A 19,629-nucleotide genomic window follows, 5' to 3' on the forward strand; every position below is an offset into this window, starting at 1 on the left:
CCTTCTTACAGGAACCGTATTATGCCTGTCGTCCCTGGGCAGTCGCCTCCACACTTCGGGCGATCCTCCCAAAAAGGCAAAGAACGCCTTTCCGAGAGGCTCGACTTGTGCTTGTCGGGGGTGGGCAAGGCGCTTAAGTTTTTCTTGTATTCAAGCTGCATCAAATCAGGAGGTAAATTATTATGCGTAAAACGAAAATCGTTTGTACTATTGGACCTGCCAGTGAAAGTGTTGAAAAGTTAACACAGCTTATTGAAGCAGGGATGAATGTTGCCCGTTTAAATTTCTCCCATGGTGATTTTCAGGAGCATGGACAGCGAATTCAGAATATCCGTGTGGCTTCAGAAAAGACCGGCAAAACAGTAGCGATTCTTTTGGATACCAAAGGACCGGAAATCCGCACAAACAATATGCAGGATGGTGCGATTGAACTGAGAGCCGGGGAAAACATTATTATCTCCATGAACGAGGTTGAAGGAACAGCAGATAAGTTTTCCGTTACATATGCAGGGCTTATTGAAGATGTGCACACAGGAAGCAAAATTCTGCTTGACGACGGTTTAATTGGTCTTGAAGTGACAAAAATCGATAAAGCCAACAGTGAAATTCACACAAAAATCTTAAATAGCGGAACACTTAAAAATAAAAAAGGCGTCAACGTTCCGGGGGTATCCGTGAATCTTCCTGGCATAACGGAGAAAGATGCTCAGGACATCATCTTCGGAATCGAACAGGGCGTCGATTTCATCGCTGCTTCTTTTGTCCGCAGAGCGTCTGATGTTTTGGAAATCAGACAGCTGCTTGAAGAGCACAATGCCTCTTATATCAACATCATTCCTAAGATTGAAAATCAGGAAGGTGTGGATAATATTGATGAAATTCTTGAAATTTCCGACGGTCTAATGGTAGCGCGCGGAGACCTTGGTGTTGAAATTCCAGCAGAAGAAGTTCCGCTCGTGCAAAAAAAATTAATTAAAAAGTGCAATGCACAGGGTAAACCTGTTATTACTGCAACACAAATGCTGGATTCTATGCAGCGCAACCCCCGCCCAACACGCGCAGAAGCGAGTGATGTGGCAAATGCCATTTTCGATGGTACTGATGCTATCATGTTATCAGGCGAAACGGCTGCAGGCTCTTATCCTGTCGAGGCTGTGCAGACGATGCACAACATCGCGTCAAGAGCAGAATCTGCATTAGATCATAAAGAAATCCTATCAAACCGAAGCAAAGATAATGAACATAACATTACTGATGCGATTGGACAATCCGTGGCACATACAGCTCTAAACCTTGATGTTAACGCAATTATTACACCAACTGAGAGTGGCCATACAGCAAGAATGATCTCAAAGTACCGTCCAAAAGCTCCTATTGTTGCTGTTACATCAAATGACTATGTTTCACGCCGTTTATCTTTAACATGGGGTGTTTATCCTCAAATTGGCCAAAAAGCGTCTACTACAGACGATATGCTTGATATTGCAGTTGAGGAAAGTGTGAACAGCGGCATTGTTGCATCAGGAGATTTAGTTGTTATTACAGCTGGAGTACCTGTTGGTGAAGCTGGCACCACCAATTTAATGAAAATTCATGTGGTGGGGGATATCCTGGCTAAGGCGCAAGGAATCGGGCGCAAATCAGCCTTTGGAAAAGTCGTTGTGGCTAGAAATGCAGAGGAAGCATTGGCAAAAGTAACAGAAGGGTCTATTCTGGTTACCATCGGTTCTGACCGTGAAATGGTGCCTGCTATTGAAAAATGCAGTGCACTTATTACAGAAGAAGGCGGGCTTACAAGCCATGCGGCTGTTGTAGGCCTTAATATTGGCATACCTGTCATTGTAGGGGTTGAACAAGCAACAACCCTTCTCAAAGATGGACAGGAAGTAACAGTCGATTCGCAGCGCGGCGTCATTTATAACGGCCATGCAAGCGTACTGTAATTAGACTAAAAAAGGAAGGGGTTCTCCTTCCTTTTTTGATTCCTGGGATTAGACAAATTGTTATATTCTCAGTTCCATGTTTGGTATAATAAAAGTAAGTCTTATACAAAATAGAGGTGGCTTGATGCGCTACATTCTCTTGCTGATGATAATCGTCCCTGCTGCTGAAATTGGTGTTTTACTTCTATCAGGGAACACAATTGGGCTATGGCCTACTATTGCGATTATCTTGTTTACAGGCGTTCTCGGTGCTTATCTGGCTAAAAAACAGGGCATTGAAACAATAAGAAAAATACAGGATCAGCTTCGCTGCGGGCAAATGCCTGGGGATGCCATTCTTGATGGGGCCTGCATTCTTATTGGAGGCACCTTGCTTCTTGCACCCGGATTTATTACAGATGCATTAGGCTTTACATTGCTTCTTCCTTCTGCAAGAAAAGTATTTAAAAACATCCTGTATATAGGTCTGAAAAAATGGATGAACAAGGGAACGATCACGATAATCAGGTGAAAACAGCTATATATAAAGCCGCTCCTATAAATGGGAGCGGCTTGTTTATTTTATTATCATCTATATTTTCTGGTATTTTCACGCCTTATGGTTATGTAAAGTGCCAAATAGTTAATCCATTACATAGCCTGATTGAAAGCGATGCCCATATTCAGGTTCTTCAACTTAATCTGCTTCATTGCCTTTTATAAACATCCAGATATCCCTGAATACTCCAGCTTTATGAAGAGTGGTGATGAGTACAAGAGTAACCGGACCGGCGATTAAGCCCAAAAATCCAATCAGTTTAAAACCGACAAATAAAGCAATCAGAGTAGCCAAAGGATCAAGTCCAATGCTTGATGAAAGAATTTTCGGCTCCATTATCTGGCGCTGTGCCAATACGATGATATAAAGAATGCCAAGTCCGATTGCCCTGCTCATTTCTCCGCCGATTGCCTCATAGATGATCCATGGCACAAAAATCAGTCCTGTGCCAAGATAGGGAATGATATCGACAAGGCCAGTCACAAGTGCAATCGTAATTGCATAATCGACACGCAATATCAGCAGTCCGGCAAGTATGATAACAGTCGTAATAGATACTAAGGTTGCCTGTGCCTTGACGAAGCCAAACAAGGCCTTCTGCAGATCGGCAAATACAGTTCTGCCGCTCTTTTTTGCACGGGTGGGCAGTATGCGGCTGAAGAGGCCTGACAGCCTATGCCAATCCTTGCTGATGAAAAAAGTGGCCAGCAGCGAGAAAATCAGGACAGTTGCTGCATTGGGAAACCAGGAAAGGATGTTTGGGATTTTCTCGAAAAATGCCTGGATAAAATCTCCCAGTGTGGAGCCAAATTGCTTCCCGACATTTTCTATGTTCGTCATTATGGTATCCTGCTGGCCGGTGCCAAGATTATTAAATAAACTTGCAAGCTGGTTATAAAGAGGGATGATTTGCCCAGCAAAGAACTGCTCAATAAAGTCAATCAAAGTATCGAGGTGCTGCGGCACTACTTTTGCCAAATAATCCGCACCAGATACGATCTCTGCCACCAGCAAGGTGATTAATCCAGCAAAAATGGCAAAGATAAGAATCAGAGCGATGAGAACTGCAAGAGCCCTGGGTATTTTCCATTTAACTTCCATCATGTTGACAAAGGGATTTATTAGAAAGGCAATTGCCAGTCCAATAATGAAAGGGTAAGTCACTTTGGATAAATATACGAAAGCATAGAGACTTAAGATCACTACTCCAATGACAAAGAAAAATCTTACGGTCCGATAGATATATGCCGGGTTCAAGTAATAGCCTCCTTATTTAATTAAAACAGACTAAGTCATTGCAGCTGCAGCTTTTATGTAATGTTATTAGTCATATCATACATTATTTTTGATGGAGCTAAAAATAATTAGCTATTGTCTAGTAATACTTATTCTATTTATTAAAATCCGGTAAAGAACTCATAAATTATTAAATTGAATTAAATTATGTTACGATAATATAGAAAGCTGGCAGGTGAATTAGCAAATGTTTTCCCAACCGCTCATTTTTTTGTTTCTTTTGCTGGGTATAGGTGTAATAGCAAAAAATCAATCATTGATTATTGCTGTCTTTGTATTGATTGTCCTTAAAGCAGCCGGCCTCGATTCAAAAGCCTTTTCATTCCTGCAGTCTAAAGGGATTAACTGGGGTGTAACCATTATTACAATCGCTGTCCTGGCACCTATAGCAAGCGGTGAAATCGGCTTCCGGGATTTAGGCGGAGCATTCAGGTCCCCTTATGCATGGGTTGCCCTTGTCTCAGGGATTGCAGTTGCGCTGCTGGCTAAAGGCGGCATTGTTCTGCTGGCTGAAGACCCTCATATAACAACTGCTCTTGTTCTTGGGACCATTCTTGCTGTTTCCCTTTTTAAAGGTGTTGCCGTCGGTCCTCTGATAGGGGCAGGAATTGCGTATATGGCAATGAAAATCTTTGAACTCTTTAAATGAATGATTAAAGTGCCCATGATAGATTTTTTGAAAAGAAGAAAGAAAACTTTGAACTTTGATGTCTGTCTAGCGCAAGCAGCCTTTCCCCTCGAGGTGTCGGGGATGGGCAAGGCGCTTCCGCTTTTCTTATTGCCCTTGGGCAATAATGTAAATAAACTTTTTTTGAAAAATAATATTTTTTAACATTTTAAGTGCTTTTCATTCACAAAAGTCAGATAATTGTTTATAATAGGACTTGTAAGCGTAACCTATTTCACGGTACCTATTATATTCAGTTAAGCTCTATTAAAATGTTATTAATATATTTTATTTTTTTCTATTCAGACAAAATGTAAGCATTTTCTTTTTTTTAAAGAGTACCGAGCAACCGCTCGATGGAATGCATGCCAAAAGAAAGTTTATTTCTTCCGTATATCGGGGAGTGCCCTTTCATTAAATGGAAGTTTCACCTTTCATGGTTTTGGTCTGTAGATCGGCTAATACAGCCGGCTTTGCAATGGCTGTCCTGCAGCCCTATAAAGTGTTCATAATAAAGATAAAACAGAATGTGGACATGACAAGGAAGCTTTTCTGAAAAATGAAAAATCAGGTCCGGCTTACTTATGTTTAATGTACAGACAAAAATGGGTATGGGGAAATTTTATTATGTAAAGGAGAGATTCGGTATGACAGTAACCCGCGGTCTTGAAGGGGTAGTAGCTACTACTTCGTCTATCAGCTCCATCATAGACGATACATTAACCTATGCAGGCTACAATATTGATGATTTAGCTGAAAATGCAAGCTTTGAAGAGGTTATTTATCTTTTATGGCACAGAAAGCTTCCTACTCAATCCCAGCTGGATGAGTTAAAGAGTCAGCTTGCAGCAAACTACTCTCTTCCAGAGGAAGTTCTGAACCATTTTAAAACATATCCAATTGACAAAGTGCATCCAATGGCTGCCCTTCGTTCTGCAGTGTCTTTATTAGGTCTTTATGATGAAGAAGCAGACCAGATGGATGAAGAAGCAAATTATAAAAAAGCAATCCGCCTTCAAGCTAAAATGCCCGCTATCGTAACGGCTTTTGCTAGAGTAAGAAAAGGCCTTGAGCCAATTGCTCCTAGAACAGATCTTGGATTTGCAGCCAACTTCCTATACATGCTTACAGGCAAAGAGCCTGAACCAATCGCGATTGAAGCATTTAATAAAGCACTGGTTCTTCATGCTGACCATGAACTAAATGCTTCCACTTTTACTGCACGTGTATGTGTAGCCACATTGTCAGATATTTATTCCGGAGTTACAGCTGCAATTGGCGCTTTAAAAGGGCCGCTGCATGGCGGTGCCAATGAAGCGGTAATGAAAATGCTTACTGAAATCAGCACTCTTGAAAACGTGGAGCCTTATATCCGTGAAAAGCTTGAAAAGAAAGAGAAAATCATGGGCTTTGGGCATCGTGTATACCGTCAGGGCGACCCTCGTGCCAAGCATTTAAGAGAAATGTCCAAAAAGCTTACAGAACTTACCGGGGAACCACACTGGTACGAAATGTCCACGCAAATTGAATCGATTGTTACCGGGGAGAAAAAACTTCCGCCAAATGTCGACTTCTATTCTGCATCTGTATACCACAGCCTGGGAATCGACCACGACCTGTTCACGCCGATTTTCGCTGTAAGCCGCGTATCCGGATGGCTGGCTCATATTCTTGAACAATATGAGAATAATCGTCTGATCCGCCCACGTGCTGACTATACTGGCCCTGGAATGCAAAAATATGTGCCAGTAGAGCAAAGAGGCCTTTAAAAAGCAGAAAAAGCAGATTAATAGAACTAAAATTATTACTCAGCATTTTACTTTTTATCAAAAAATTGCTGTAATAGAGAGAGCAGGGAAAAGGTTAGGGGCAAATGCCTTCTAACCTTTGATTCTGATATACTGATGCAGCATCGTGCCGCAGACTATATAAATAAAAAGGCTGATGCTCGCACACTTTTCAAAATGGAGGGTATAACAATGCAAGGTGAAAAAATCACAGTAACTAATGGTGTATTAAACGTACCAAATAATCCAATCGTCCCTTTTATCGAAGGAGACGGAACAGGCCCTGATATTTGGGCAGCAGCTTCCCGTGTATTGGATGCTTCTGTTGAAAAAGCATATAAAGGTGAGCGCAAGCTTGTCTGGAAAGAAGTATTAGCAGGAGAAAAAGCTTTTAACCAGACTGGTGAGTGGCTTCCTTCTGAAACACTTGATGTGATCAATGAATATCTTATTGCAATCAAAGGACCGTTAACAACACCAATCGGCGGCGGCATCCGCTCCCTGAACGTTGCGCTTCGCCAGGAACTTGACCTATTCGTGTGTCTTCGTCCGGTCCGCTGGTTTGAAGGAGTTCCTTCTCCAGTTAAGCGCCCTCAGGATACTGACATGGTTATTTTCCGTGAAAATACTGAAGATATTTATGCCGGCATTGAGTATGCAAAAGGCTCTGATGAGGTTAAAAAACTAATCTCATTCCTTAAGGATGAAATGGGTGTTAATAAGATCCGCTTCCCGGAAACTTCAGGCATCGGCATTAAGCCTGTATCAGAAGAAGGAACTAGCCGCCTTGTACGCGCTGCCATCGAGTATGCAATCAAAGAAGGCCGTAAATCTCTTACACTTGTACATAAAGGCAATATCATGAAATTTACTGAGGGTGCCTTTAAAAACTGGGGTTATGAGCTTGCTGAAAGAGAGTACGGAGAAAAAGTATTCACTTGGGCTCAATATGACCGCATTAAAGATGAACAGGGTGTTGATGCTGCGAACAAAGCACAGGCAGATGCAGAAGCAGCTGGCAAAATTATCGTTAAAGATGCGATTGCTGATATCTTCCTTCAGCAGATCCTTACACGTCCAAATGAGTTTGATGTTGTTGCGACAATGAACTTGAACGGCGATTATATTTCTGACGCACTTGCTGCACAGGTTGGCGGCATTGGTATTGCTCCATGAGCAAACATTAACTATGAAACTGGACATGCGATCTTTGAAGCAACTCATGGTACAGCTCCAAAGTATGCTGGTCTTGATAAGGTTAACCCTTCTTCTGTTATTCTTTCAGGTGTATTAATGCTTGAACACCTTGGATGGAACGAAGCTGCAAACATGATCGTTAAATCTATGGAAAAATCTATCGCTTCAAAAGTCGTAACATATGATTTTGCCCGTCTAATGGATGGAGCAACTGAAGTGAAATGCTCGGAATTTGCAGACGAATTAATTAAAAATATGGAATAAGAAAAGCGGAAGCGCCTTGATCAGCCCCGACAGGCATAAGACGAATCATGCAGGAAATCCTGATTTCTGGAGTGATTTGGCTTATGACCCGAGGGGCTAGGCGCTGGAGCTAGACAGTTATCGAAGTTCAGATTTTTATACTTTTTTATTTATGAAAAACGAAAGCGCCTTTAATAAAAGGCGCTTTTGCCTAATATACTATTTCTGCAGTGTTATTTAGATTGCTTCTTGGGGAAATTTCTGAAGCTGGACAGCCGGCGATTTATGTAAATGATGAATGTGTAAAGTTAATAGGATGGCTGTTTTATTAAAACAGCCTCTTACATAAGGAATGCAAATTCCTGATACTTTCATTTCCTAAAGGAGGAACTGCTCATGTCATTGAAACGCAAAAAGATTTCTGTAATCGGTGGAGGTTTTACTGGAGCAACAACCGCATTTTTGCTTGCCCAAAAGGAACTTGGAGACGTTGTACTGGTCGATATTCCGCAAATGGAAAATCCGACAAAGGGAAAAGCTCTTGATATGCTTGAAGCAAGTCCAGTTCAAGGTTTCGATGCGAACATCACGGGTACTTCAAGCTATGAAGATACAAAGGACTCTGACATTGTCGTTATTACAGCAGGCATTGCACGGAAGCCGGGAATGAGCCGGGACGACCTTGTACAAACAAACCAGAAGATTATGAAAAGTGTAGCTCAGGAGATTGCAGCACATTCCCCAAATAGCTATATTGTGGTTCTGACTAATCCAGTCGATGCGATGACCTATACAGTTTTCAAAGAATCAGGATTCCCGAAAAACCGTGTAATTGGACAATCGGGCGTTCTTGATACAGCCCGTTTCCGCACATTTGTTGCTCAGGAACTAAATTTGTCTGTTAAAGACATTACAGGATTCGTACTTGGCGGACACGGTGATGACATGGTTCCGATGGTCCGCTATTCATATGCAGGCGGCATTCCTTTGGAAACATTAATTTCAAAAGATCGACTTGATGCCATTGTTGAGCGCACACGTAAAGGCGGCGGAGAAATCGTCAACTTATTAGGCAACGGAAGTGCATACTATGCTCCAGCAGCTTCCCTTGTGGAAATGTGTGAAGCTATCCTTAAAGATCAGCGACGTGTTCTGCCTTCGATTGCTTACCTTGAAGGAGAATATGGCTACGAAGGAATCTATCTGGGTGTGCCTGCAATCCTTGGAGCAAACGGAATTGAAAAAGTAATAGAACTAGAACTGACAAGCGAGGAAAAAGCTGCCCTCGATAAATCGGCAGATTCAGTTCGCAAGGTAATGGAAGTTCTGGCGTACTGAGGCTAAAAAATAATATTTGAGAAAATAGACAGTAAAAAAATTCGGGGACAATCTCCGAATTTTTTTACTGGAAGCCCTTTTGGGAAATAGTATAAAATGATATCATATAAAAAATAGACTGAATAATTTAAAATATTTAACAGTCTATTTTTTACAGCAACTATGTAAACGGTTACAATACTTGGAGGTGCTTAGATATGCTGCTTGGAAAGAAAAGAAAACTGGGAAGAACCATTGATGAAATATCTGTTGGCGAAAAATTGACGCTTACTGAAAAAATAGAAGATAAGGACCTGTTGCTATACCTGGGCTTAACGAACGATGCAAACCCTTTATATATCCAGCATGATTATGCCTCACAAACACCTTATAAAAAACCGATTGTACCAAGTGTTATGCTGAACGGCATCATTAACTCTGCCATATCAAAATATTTGCCGGGGCCAGGAAGCCATGTTTTAAAGCAGGAGATCGAGTATGTGAAGCCTGTCTATCATTATGGCACCGTTCAATTTTTATTCGAGGTAACAGAAGTGAACACCTCAAGTCACACCGTACAAATTAAGGTACAGGGAACAAACGAAGAGGAGCAGACGGTTATTAACGGACAGCTCCTAATATGCCCGCCATACAAGCCTCAGCCAATGGATGGGAATGCTCTGGATAATTTCTGATAGTAAAAAGATGTGCAGAAGACGCACATCTTTTTTTATGAAATCCAGTACCATCCAACAATTGATCCGAAAAAAAATCATGAAATATATTATAATAAAGGTATATGGCAAATAGGGGTTTGATAGGCAGGAGGGATACCTGCTTTTAAAAAGATCGCTGACACTCCAATGGTGCTGTTTCAGCTGAGGTTTTAAACAGGGGTAATTCATTCACTCGGAGGATCGTATGGATAAGAAAATTCTAGTTGTAGATGACGAACAATCTATCGTAACTTTACTTCAGTATAACCTGGAGCAGGCGGGCTATGAAGTGATCACAGCCATGGATGGCCAGGAGGGAAAAGATCTGGCCATTTCTGAAAAGCCGGATCTAATTGTACTTGATCTTATGCTTCCAAAGCTTGATGGAATTGAAGTATGCAAACAGCTTAGACAGCAGAAAGTTGCCACACCTATTTTGATGCTGACTGCCAAGGATGATGAATTCGATAAGGTTCTTGGCCTTGAATTGGGTGCGGATGATTACATGACAAAACCTTTCAGCCCCCGGGAAGTGGTTGCCAGAGTTAAAGCCATCTTAAGGAGGACTCAATTTGTGCCTGAGGCTGCAGAGGAGAAAACAGAAGATGGCGATTCTTTTCGGATTGGCGGGCTGAAGATATTTCCGCAGCATTATGAAGCTTATTTTGAAGATGAACTTCTTGAATTAACTCCGAAGGAATTTGAATTGCTATTATATCTTGCCAAGAATAAGAGCCGTGTTCTTACAAGGGATCAGCTTCTTAGCGCAGTCTGGAATTATGATTTTGCGGGAGACACAAGAATCGTTGATGTACATATTAGTCATTTAAGAGAGAAGATTGAAACAAACACTAAAAAACCTGTATATATAAAAACCATTCGCGGATTGGGCTATAAATTGGAGGAGCCTAAAGGCGAATGAACACGTTTCGCACCCGCCTGTTATTTGCATTGCTCACTTTAATTCTGGTTGTTTTAATTGCGCTAGGCCTTCTTTTAGGACAGCTTTTTAAAAGCTATTATTTAAATACATTTGATGCACGTCTGCAAAAAGAGTCTGAACTGGTATCAAGCTATGTTGAGGGCAACGGAGGCATTGGCTCCCTTAGTATTGATAAAGTCAATGAGTTCGGAGAGATTCTTGATTTGCGTGTAACTGCTACTGATAGCCAGGGCAGAATATTAATGGACAGCAGCGTCAAAAGTGAGACAACAAAAATCAGGCATCAGGAAATTATATTAGAAGTTTTAAAAAAGGATTCTGCAAATGAATCAGGATTGGAAGTGGGCGGAGGGTTTAACCTGCACTATTATTGGCAGCCTGTCATGATAGAAGGCGAGAAGGAAGGTTATATCTTCTTAAGTACAAAGATGGCTGAATTCCAAAAGGCTTATCAGCAGATTTGGTGGATTTTGACTGTAAGCCTGGGACTTTCTTTATTTGTGATTATTCTGCTTGGATCAAGAATTACAGCACGATATACAAAGCCTATCGAGTCAGCCACAAAGGTTGCGATTGAACTTACAAAGGGAAACTACCGGGCAAGAACATATGAAGATCAGGAAGACGAAACTGGTATGCTGAGTAAGTCTATCAATGTATTGGCAAGGAATCTTCAGGAAATGGTGAAGTCCCAGGAAATGCAGCAGGACCGGCTTGGAGCTCTTATTGAAAATATGGGAAGCGGCCTGATTCTTATTGACAGCAGAGGCTATATTAATTTAATGAACCGGCCATATAAAGAGGTTTTTAATGTAAATCCTTCCGAATACCTATACAAGCTCTATTATGAAGTGATTGAACACAAAGGTATTACGGAAATGGTCGAAGAAATTTTCATGACTGAACAGAAAGTAAAAAAGCAGCTTATTATTCCTGTCAATATCGAACGACGTTACTTTGAAGTATATGGAGTCCCGATAATTGGCACAAATGATGAATGGAAAGGGATTTTGCTTGTTTTTCATGATATTACAGAACTGAAGAAGCTGGAGCAGATGAGGAAGGATTTTGTAGCAAACGTTTCCCATGAATTGAAAACACCTATAACTTCTATTAAGGGTTTTTCGGAAACTCTTTTGGATGGTGCGATGGAAAACAAACAGGCTCTGAATGATTTCCTCAGTATCATTTTGAAGGAAAGTGACCGGCTCCAATCTCTTATTCAGGATTTGCTGGATCTATCGAAAATCGAAAAGCAAGGATTCAGTCTTTCCATTCAGCAGCTGGATCTGACTGATGTGCTCGAAGATGTGATGGCCATAATGAAAGGGAAAGCAGCAGAAAAGGAAATTGTATTTGAATATCAGAGAGATGAAAAACCGGTATATATTGAAGGTGATGTTCACCGGCTTAAGCAGGTGTTTATAAATATCATATCAAATGCCATTTCTTATACGCCGAATCAGGTGGTCATCTTTATTTCGGCTGCAAAGACCGGCAGCACAGTATTGACTGAAATAAGGGATACAGGAATTGGGATTGAAGCCAGTGAAATTCCGCGTATTTTTGAACGTTTTTATCGGGTGGATAAAGCCAGAAGCAGAAATTCCGGAGGAACAGGATTGGGCCTTGCCATCGTAAAGCATCTGGTTGAAGCGCATAAAGGATCCATCTCAGTAAAAAGTGAGGTCGGCAAAGGCACCTCCTTTTTAATTGAACTTCCTAAACTGATTAATGAAAAAAATGGTTGAAGTGGCAGGATTAACTTTACATTAATTTTACAGCAGATTTATGTCAACTTTACATTCCGCTGATAAAATCATAATTGTTAAACCCCTTCATCCAAGGAGCCATAGAAAAAGGTGAAAGCTGACCCCGCTTTCGCCTTTTTCATTTTTGATCATCTTTCTTTAACTTTTGTCATATTTATGAAACCTTTACGTAAATAAATCGTATGAAAAGTTATAGAAAGCGCTAGGGAAGGGGAGAGAGAAATGGTCAGCTTAAAGCGAATTTATACAATCGCAGGGCTAATTCTGGCAATTGTTATATTAAGTATAGTTGCCTTTACAACATGGTACACCGTCGATGAATCGGATCAGGCAGTTATTTTAACATTTGGGAAAGTTGAGGAAGGCATTACGGAGCCGGGACTTCATTTCAAATTGCCATGGCCTGTTCAGAGCGTGGAGAAGCTTTCAAAAGAAACTTTTTCTCTGCAGTTTGGATATGAAGAAAAAGATGGAGAAATAAAGGATTTTCCTGATGAGACAAAGATGATAACCGGGGATGAAAATATCGTTTTGGCAGATCTGGTTGTACAGTGGAAAATTACGGATCCTGAAAAATATCTTTATAATGCTGAAGATCCAGAAGAAATTCTATACGATGCTACTTCCTCATCCTTAAGAAGTATTATAGGAGGTTCTAAGATAGATGACGCGCTTACCTCAGGGAAAGCAGAGATCGAAGCGGATGTCAGAGAGCTCCTTACCTCTTTAATTGGCAAGTATGATATTGGCATCTCCGTTCTTGCAGTCAAACTGCAGGATGTGGAATTGCCGAATGACGATGTAAGAAAAGCCTTTACGGATGTAACGGATGCAAGGGAAACAGCCAATACCAAAATAAATGAAGCAGAAAAATATAAGAACCAGAGAATGAATGAAGCAGAAGGTGAGAAGAAGGCTCTTGCCTCTAAAGCGGAAGGTGAAAAGGCAGCACGTCTGGAAAGGGCACGTGGAGATGTGGCAGTATTTAATAAATTGTACGGAGAATACAAGAATAATCCTGATATCACTAGAGAGCGGCTTGTCATTGAAACGCTGGAGCAAGTCCTTCCAGGTGCTGAAATTTACATTATGAATGACGATGGAAATACAATGAAATATTTCCCGATCAGGCCTCTTGAGAAAGAACAGCCCAAACAGAAAGAGGAAGGTGGTGCGGATAATGAGTGATCAAAATGTCGTAAATATCAATGAACGGGGCGGGAATTTCCAGTGGAGAAGTTATACCAAACTTGGAATCATCCTTGTGCTTATCATTGCCGCACTAGTAATTCTATTCAGCAACCTTTTTATTGTAAAGGAAGGGGAGTACAAGGTCATCCGTCAATTTGGGGAGGTGGTCAGGATTGAGAGCAAGCCTGGATTAACATACAAAATACCATTTATCCAAAGTGTTTCCACGCTCCCAAAATACCAAATGACTTATGATGTGTCAGAAGCTGAAATCAATACAAAGGACAAAAAGGTCATGATAATCGATAATTATGCTGTATGGAAAATTGATGACCCGAAAAAAATGATCTCAAACGCCAGAACATTGGAGGGAGCGGAGGCCAGAATGGAAGAGTTCATCTACTCCGTGACCCGCTCCGAATTGGGCCGGCTGAATTATGATGAAATAATTAATGATGAAAAGTCATCAAGGGGATCATTGAATGATCAAATTACTTCTAAAGTGAATGAATTGCTATCAAACGATAACTATGGAATCACAGTAACAGATGTAAGAATTAAACGAACAGATTTACCGGCAGAAAACGAACAGTCCGTATATACCAGGATGATTTCCGAGCGCCAGTCAACAGCCCAGGAATACCTGTCCAAGGGTGATGCCCAAAAGAATATTATCATTGCTGAAACGGACAGAAATGTCAGGGAAATGCTTGCCAAGGCCCAGGCGGATGCTGAAACGATCCGGGCGGAAGGAGAAGCGGGAGCTGCGAAGGTCTACAACGAAGCCTTTTCAAAGGATCCTGAATTTTATTCCTTATACCGCACGCTTGAATCCTATAAAAAGACCATTAATGGCGAGACTGTAATTGTTCTCCCTTCGGACTCACCATATGCCCGGCTGCTGATGGGATATACGGATTAATAATTTATAACCCAAAAGCCGTTATTTTTCTTTCTCTATCTGCTCATGATAGAATAAAGGAAAATATCGGCTTTTTTATTGTGGGCAAGCCACTTGCGCTTTTCTGATAGGAGGAGATATTAGTTGGATAAAAAAAAGCTTGTTCTGATAGATGGCAACAGCATCGCTTATCGGGCATTTTTTGCTCTGCCGCTTTTAAACAACGATAAAGGAATACATACAAATGCTGTCTACGGATTTACCATGATGCTGCAAAGGATACTGGAGGATGAAAAACCAACCCATCTCCTTGTGGCGTTCGATGCCGGAAAAACAACCTTCCGCCATAAAACCTTCAGCGAGTATAAAGGAGGAAGGCAGAAAACACCGCCTGAGCTATCAGAGCAGTTCCCTTATATCAGAGAACTTCTCGATGCTTACGGAATCTCCAGATATGAACTGGAAAACTTTGAAGCGGATGATATTATTGGAACTCTGTCCCTCCATGACGAAAAAGATGGCTATGAAGTTAAAGTTATATCAGGGGATAAGGATTTGACACAGTTAAGTTCCGATTCTGTAACAGTCAGCATTACCCGCAAAGGCATTACTGATATAGAAGAATACACACCAGCACATATAGAAGAAAAATACGGAATCACTGCTGACAGGATTATTGATATGAAAGGCCTAATGGGAGATAGTTCAGATAATATCCCAGGTGTTCCAGGAGTGGGCGAAAAAACAGCTCTTAAATTGCTGAAAGAGTTTGGTACCCTTGAAAAACTCTTGGATTCTGTTGATAAGGTAGGCGGAAAAAAACTGAAAGAAAAGCTGGAAGAATTCAGGGATCAGGCTTTAATGAGCAAGGAACTTGCTACTATCACCAGAGAAGCCCCTGTTGAAATTAAAATTGAAGACATTGAATATGAAGGTTTTGAAAAAGAAAAAGTCATAAGCATCTTTAAAGAATTAGGCTTTAACTCTTTACTGGAAAAACTTGGCGGAGACACAGATGCAATCGAAGAGAATCTGGAAGAAATTGAATTTACCATTGCAGATGAAATTAAGGAAGAAATGTTTACTGATGAAAATGCATTCTATGTTGAGCTTCTGGAAGATAATTATCATTATGCAGACATCATTGGTTTTTCCGTTGCAAATGATAAGGGGAATTTCTTCTTCTCCAAAGATACGGCTTTAGAGTCTGATGTTTTTAAAAGATGGGCTGAAGATGAAACCAAAAAGAAGACAGTCTATGATGCAAAAAGATCGGAAGTCTCACTCCGTCATCATGGTATTCATCTAAAAGGTGCCGATTTTGACCTTTATATTGCTTCTTATCTTATTAACCCGTCTCAGACCATTGAAGATATGGCCTCTATAGCAAAAAATCATGGCTATAATGCGATTCAATCTGATGAAGCTTTTTACGGAAAAGGAGCAAAAAGGCGGATTCCGGAAAATAAGGAGCTTGCCGGGCATTTGGCAAGGAAAGCAGCGGCCTTGATGACACTGAAGGAAAAACTGGATAGTGAATTGAAGGAGAACCAGCAATCCGAGCTGTTTTATGACCTGGAAATGCCGCTGTCACTGATTTTAGCTGATATGGAATCAACCGGTATTAAAGTGGATCTTGAACGCCTGAAAACAATGGGACAAGACCTGCTCTCCAAACTGGATGAAATCGAAAAGCGCATACATGAGCTTGCCGGGGAAGCCTTTAATATTAATTCTCCAAAACAGCTCGGTGTGATCCTTTTTGAAAAATTAGGGCTGCCTGCCATAAAAAAAACCAAAACAGGCTATTCCACTTCTGCTGATGTTCTTGAAAAGCTTGAGAACAGCCATGAAATTATCCGGGACATCCTCCATTACCGACAGCTTGGCAAACTTCAATCCACTTATATTGAAGGCCTGCTTAAGGTGGTTAACTATGAAACCGGCAAAGTCCACACCAGGTTTAATCAGGCTCTTACACAGACAGGTAGATTAAGCTCAACAGACCCGAACCTGCAAAATATTCCGATCCGGCTGGAGGAAGGGCGAAAAATCAGGCAGGCATTTGTCCCGTCAGAACCTGGCTGGGCCATCTTTGCAGCAGACTACTCGCAGATTGAACTGAGAGTGCTGGCTCATATTGCGAATGATGAAAAGCTCATTGAAGCATTTAATGAAGATATGGATATTCACACCAAAACGGCAATGGAAGTATTCCACGTTAATGCTGATGAAGTAACGTCCAATATGCGGCGCCATGCAAAGGCTGTTAACTTCGGAATTGTCTACGGAATCAGTGATTATGGCCTTTCCCAAAGCCTTGGCATCACAAGAAAAGAAGCCGGTAAATTTATTAACCGCTATCTGGAAAGCTATCCTGGCGTTAAGCAGTACATGGACGATATTATCCATGATGCAAAACAAAAAGGATATGTCTCGACCCTTCTTCACAGAAGAAGGTATCTGCCTGAAATCACAAGCCGAAACTTCAACCTGCGAAGCTTTGCAGAAAGAACCGCCATGAACACACCAATCCAGGGAAGCGCAGCAGATATAATTAAAAAAGCCATGATTGATATGGCTGACCGCTTAAGAAAAAAAGAACTCAAAGCACGCCTACTGCTGCAGGTTCACGATGAACTGATCTTTGAAGTACCAGAGGATGAAATAGAGGCGCTCAAAAAAATCGTACCGGACGTTATGGAAAATGCAGTAGAATTGAAAGTTCCGCTTAAAGTGGATTATTCTTTTGGGCCAACGTGGTTTGATGCGAAATAAAAGCAGATTGTATTTTTGAATACAAAAAAAGTTTTCTAAACTGTATTAAAAAGGAGGGGGACCATGCCGGAACTTCCTGAAGTTGAAACGGTCAGAAGAACATTGCAGGAATTGGTGATCGGCAAAACCATTGCACATGTTTCGGTTTTCTGGCCCAAAATGGTTAAGCATCCGGAAGAGCTTGCACAATTCAAGGATGCTTTAGCAGGCCAAATTTTTCAGGACATTGGCAGAAGAGGAAAGTTTCTAATTCTCTATACCAATGATTATGCCCTTGTGTCCCATCTGAGAATGGAAGGCAGGTACGGCCTTTTTTCAAAAGAAGAACCTGTTGAAAAACACACTCATGTGATTTTTCATTTTACAGATGGTACAGAGCTCAGATATAAGGATGTCCGTAAATTTGGAACGATGCACCTATATGCAAAGGGCGAAGAATTTAAGACTCTTCCGCTGGCACACCTTGGACCGGAACCATTTGCAGAAGAGTTTACGGCAGACGACCTTGCTGCGAGACTTTCCCGTACCACCCGTAATATCAAAACTGCACTTCTCGATCAGAAAACGATCGTAGGGCTAGGAAATATTTATGTCGATGAAGCATTATTTCGTTCAGGAATACATCCAGAAAGAGCGGCAAATAGCTTAACAAGAAGCGAATTGGAGACACTTCACAAAGAGATTGCGGATACTCTGAGTGAAGCAGTTGATAAGGGAGGGAGCACCATTCGCTCCTATGTTAATTCCCAGGGGCAAATTGGCATGTTTCAGCTCGAACTTTTTGTTTATGGGCGAAAAGGGGAAGATTGCAAAGTCTGCGGAAGCACGCTTGAGCGGATCGTGACAGGAGGCAGGGGGACAGTTTACTGTCCAGTTTGCCAGAAAAAATAACAATGAAGAATAGAGCTGAAATGCGTTTCGAATAACATTGGATGGGCTTCTTCCATATACTATCGTAGCGATTGTCAGGAAGGAGCTCTATTCTATGGCGCATACATTCTCACTTTTGATACTTGCTTTTGCTGTCAGTCTTGACAGTTTTAGTGTCGGTTTAACCTATGGCTTAAGGAAAATGAGAATACCATTTAAATCGATCAGTATAATCGCTTGCTGTTCAGCTATAACATTAATGGCTGCCATGACAATTGGCCATTTTATAGAAGCCTTTTTATCTCCGGCTTTAGCTGAAAGTTTAGGGGGAGTCATTCTTATTTTTCTTGGTGCCTGGGTTCTTTATCAATTTTTCAGGCCGGAAAAGGTTAAGGATGTCCTGCCGCATGAAAAAACGATTGTAAACCTGGAAATCAAATCTCTTGGGCTTGTCATTAATATCCTGAAAAAGCCGATGTCTGCTGATTTTGATAAATCGGGAACCATCACAGGAATTGAAGCACTTATGCTCGGGCTCGCTTTATCGCTTGATGCTTTCGGAGCTGGAATCGGTGCAGCAATGCTTGGATACTCGCCTTTCTACCTTGCAATGACAGTCGCCGTTATGAGTTCTCTGTTTGTGTTTATGGGAATGCAGGTAGGATCCCTCTTCTCCAAAAGCGGCTGGGTCCATAAGTTCTCATTCATTCCTGGAATTATTCTAATCGTAATCGGGATCTTAAAAATCTAGCATTTTATATGAAAGGAACACACTATGTCACTGACTGTAGGTTTGACAGGCGGGATTGCAAGCGGGAAAAGCACCGTTTCATCTCTCCTCACCGAAAAAGGATACACTGTAATCGACGCGGATATAGAAGCCAGACTAGCTGTTGAAAAAGGAGAAGAAGCTTATCAGGAAATTGTCCGTCATTTTGGGGAAAGGGTTCTCCTCAGTGACGGTTCAATTGATCGTGCAGAACTGGGCTCCATTATTTTTCATGATGAAAAAGAGCGGAAAGCCTTAAATAGCATTGTACATCCTGCCGTCCGCAAAAGAATGACAGCCAAAAAGGAACAAGCTATCAGGAATAATGAACAACTGATTATTCTTGATATACCTCTTTTATTTGAAAGTAAATTACAATACATGTGCGACAAAACATTATTAGTATATGCAGATGAAGATATACAGCTGCAGAGACTGATGCAAAGAAATCAGCTTTCCGAGAATGAAGCAATGGCAAGAATCCATTCCCAAATGCCTTTAAGAGAAAAGAAGGCATTGGCCGATGCTGTAATCGATAATAATGGCAGAATGGAAGAAACAGAGACACAATTGTGGGATATTTTAAGAAAATGGAATGCTATCTAAGGGCCTGTCACAGGCTCTTTTTTGTTGCATTTAATGCCCAATTAGTATGACAAAAATAAACATAATGTTTCGGAATAATAGGCCATTTCCCTATA

General features: G+C 41.2%; 15 protein-coding genes and 1 pseudogene. 15 read left to right on the forward strand and 1 reads right to left on the reverse strand.

Features of this window, described 5'->3' with window-relative positions:
- The first annotated feature begins 182 nt into the window (after positions 1 to 182).
- Both pyk and ACEQ1T_RS03545 read left to right on the forward strand, forming a co-directional pair.
- Entirely contained in the window at positions 183 to 1,943 is a 1,761-nt protein-coding gene (pyk, locus tag ACEQ1T_RS03540; protein ID WP_206839074.1) for a pyruvate kinase, read from the forward strand.
- A 124-nt stretch (positions 1,944 to 2,067) separates the two neighbouring features.
- Entirely contained in the window at positions 2,068 to 2,454 is a 387-nt protein-coding gene (locus tag ACEQ1T_RS03545) for an FxsA family protein (RefSeq protein ID WP_206839073.1), read from the forward strand.
- Between the two features lie 165 nt (positions 2,455 to 2,619).
- Here the strand turns inward: ACEQ1T_RS03545 and ytvI are convergent, their stop codons facing one another.
- Positions 2,620 to 3,738, reverse strand: a complete 1,119-nt coding sequence (ytvI, locus tag ACEQ1T_RS03550; protein WP_206839072.1) for a sporulation integral membrane protein YtvI — start codon at positions 3,736 to 3,738, stop codon at positions 2,620 to 2,622.
- Positions 3,739 to 3,964: 226 nt separating this feature from the next.
- Here ytvI and ACEQ1T_RS03555 point away from each other — a divergent pair, with 226 nt between their 5' ends.
- From ACEQ1T_RS03555 to coaE, 13 genes and pseudogenes are all read left to right on the forward strand, one after another.
- Entirely contained in the window at positions 3,965 to 4,426 is a 462-nt protein-coding gene (locus ACEQ1T_RS03555; protein ID WP_370221774.1) for a DUF441 domain-containing protein, read from the forward strand.
- Positions 4,427 to 5,091: 665 nt separating this feature from the next.
- Entirely contained in the window at positions 5,092 to 6,213 is a 1,122-nt protein-coding gene (citZ, locus tag ACEQ1T_RS03560) for a citrate synthase (RefSeq protein WP_370221775.1), read from the forward strand.
- Between the two features lie 210 nt (positions 6,214 to 6,423).
- Positions 6,424 to 7,692, forward strand: a pseudogene (gene icd, locus ACEQ1T_RS03565) (NADP-dependent isocitrate dehydrogenase).
- A gap of 375 nt (positions 7,693 to 8,067) precedes the next feature.
- Entirely contained in the window at positions 8,068 to 9,009 is a 942-nt protein-coding gene (gene mdh / locus ACEQ1T_RS03570) for a malate dehydrogenase (RefSeq protein ID WP_206839066.1), read from the forward strand.
- Positions 9,010 to 9,206: 197 nt separating this feature from the next.
- Positions 9,207 to 9,683: a MaoC/PaaZ C-terminal domain-containing protein gene (locus tag ACEQ1T_RS03575; protein ID WP_206839065.1), complete on the forward strand. Its 477-nt coding sequence runs from the start codon at positions 9,207 to 9,209 to the stop codon at positions 9,681 to 9,683.
- 226 nt (positions 9,684 to 9,909) lie between these two features.
- Positions 9,910 to 10,626: a response regulator transcription factor gene (locus ACEQ1T_RS03580; RefSeq protein WP_370221776.1), complete on the forward strand. Its 717-nt coding sequence runs from the start codon at positions 9,910 to 9,912 to the stop codon at positions 10,624 to 10,626.
- A complete protein-coding gene (gene pnpS, locus ACEQ1T_RS03585) occupies positions 10,623 to 12,398 on the forward strand; it encodes a two-component system histidine kinase PnpS (RefSeq protein ID WP_370221777.1) in 1,776 nt (591 codons plus the stop codon). Before ACEQ1T_RS03580 ends, pnpS begins: the two co-directional genes overlap by 4 nt.
- A 243-nt stretch (positions 12,399 to 12,641) precedes the next feature.
- Entirely contained in the window at positions 12,642 to 13,607 is a 966-nt protein-coding gene (gene hflK, locus ACEQ1T_RS03590) for an FtsH protease activity modulator HflK (protein ID WP_206839062.1), read from the forward strand.
- Positions 13,600 to 14,532, forward strand: a complete 933-nt coding sequence (gene hflC / locus ACEQ1T_RS03595; protein WP_206839061.1) for a protease modulator HflC — start codon at positions 13,600 to 13,602, stop codon at positions 14,530 to 14,532. The genes hflK and hflC overlap by 8 nt, the downstream gene beginning before the upstream one ends.
- 123 nt (positions 14,533 to 14,655) lie before the next feature.
- Positions 14,656 to 17,289 (forward strand): DNA polymerase I, encoded by a 2,634-nt coding sequence (gene polA / locus ACEQ1T_RS03600; protein ID WP_370221778.1) that lies wholly within the window; start codon positions 14,656 to 14,658, stop codon positions 17,287 to 17,289.
- Positions 17,290 to 17,352: 63 nt separating this feature from the next.
- A complete protein-coding gene (gene mutM / locus ACEQ1T_RS03605) occupies positions 17,353 to 18,180 on the forward strand; it encodes a DNA-formamidopyrimidine glycosylase (protein WP_206839058.1) in 828 nt (275 codons plus the stop codon).
- A gap of 94 nt (positions 18,181 to 18,274) precedes the next feature.
- Complete coding sequence (ytaF, locus tag ACEQ1T_RS03610) at positions 18,275 to 18,910, forward strand: sporulation membrane protein YtaF (RefSeq protein ID WP_206839057.1); 636 nt, start codon at positions 18,275 to 18,277, stop codon at positions 18,908 to 18,910.
- Between the two features lie 24 nt (positions 18,911 to 18,934).
- Entirely contained in the window at positions 18,935 to 19,534 is a 600-nt protein-coding gene (gene coaE, locus ACEQ1T_RS03615; RefSeq protein WP_370221779.1) for a dephospho-CoA kinase, read from the forward strand.
- Positions 19,535 to 19,629: the final 95 nt, after the last annotated feature.

Source organism: Cytobacillus sp. (assembly GCF_964223445.1).
Classification (GTDB): domain Bacteria; phylum Bacillota; class Bacilli; order Bacillales; family Cytobacillaceae; genus Cytobacillus.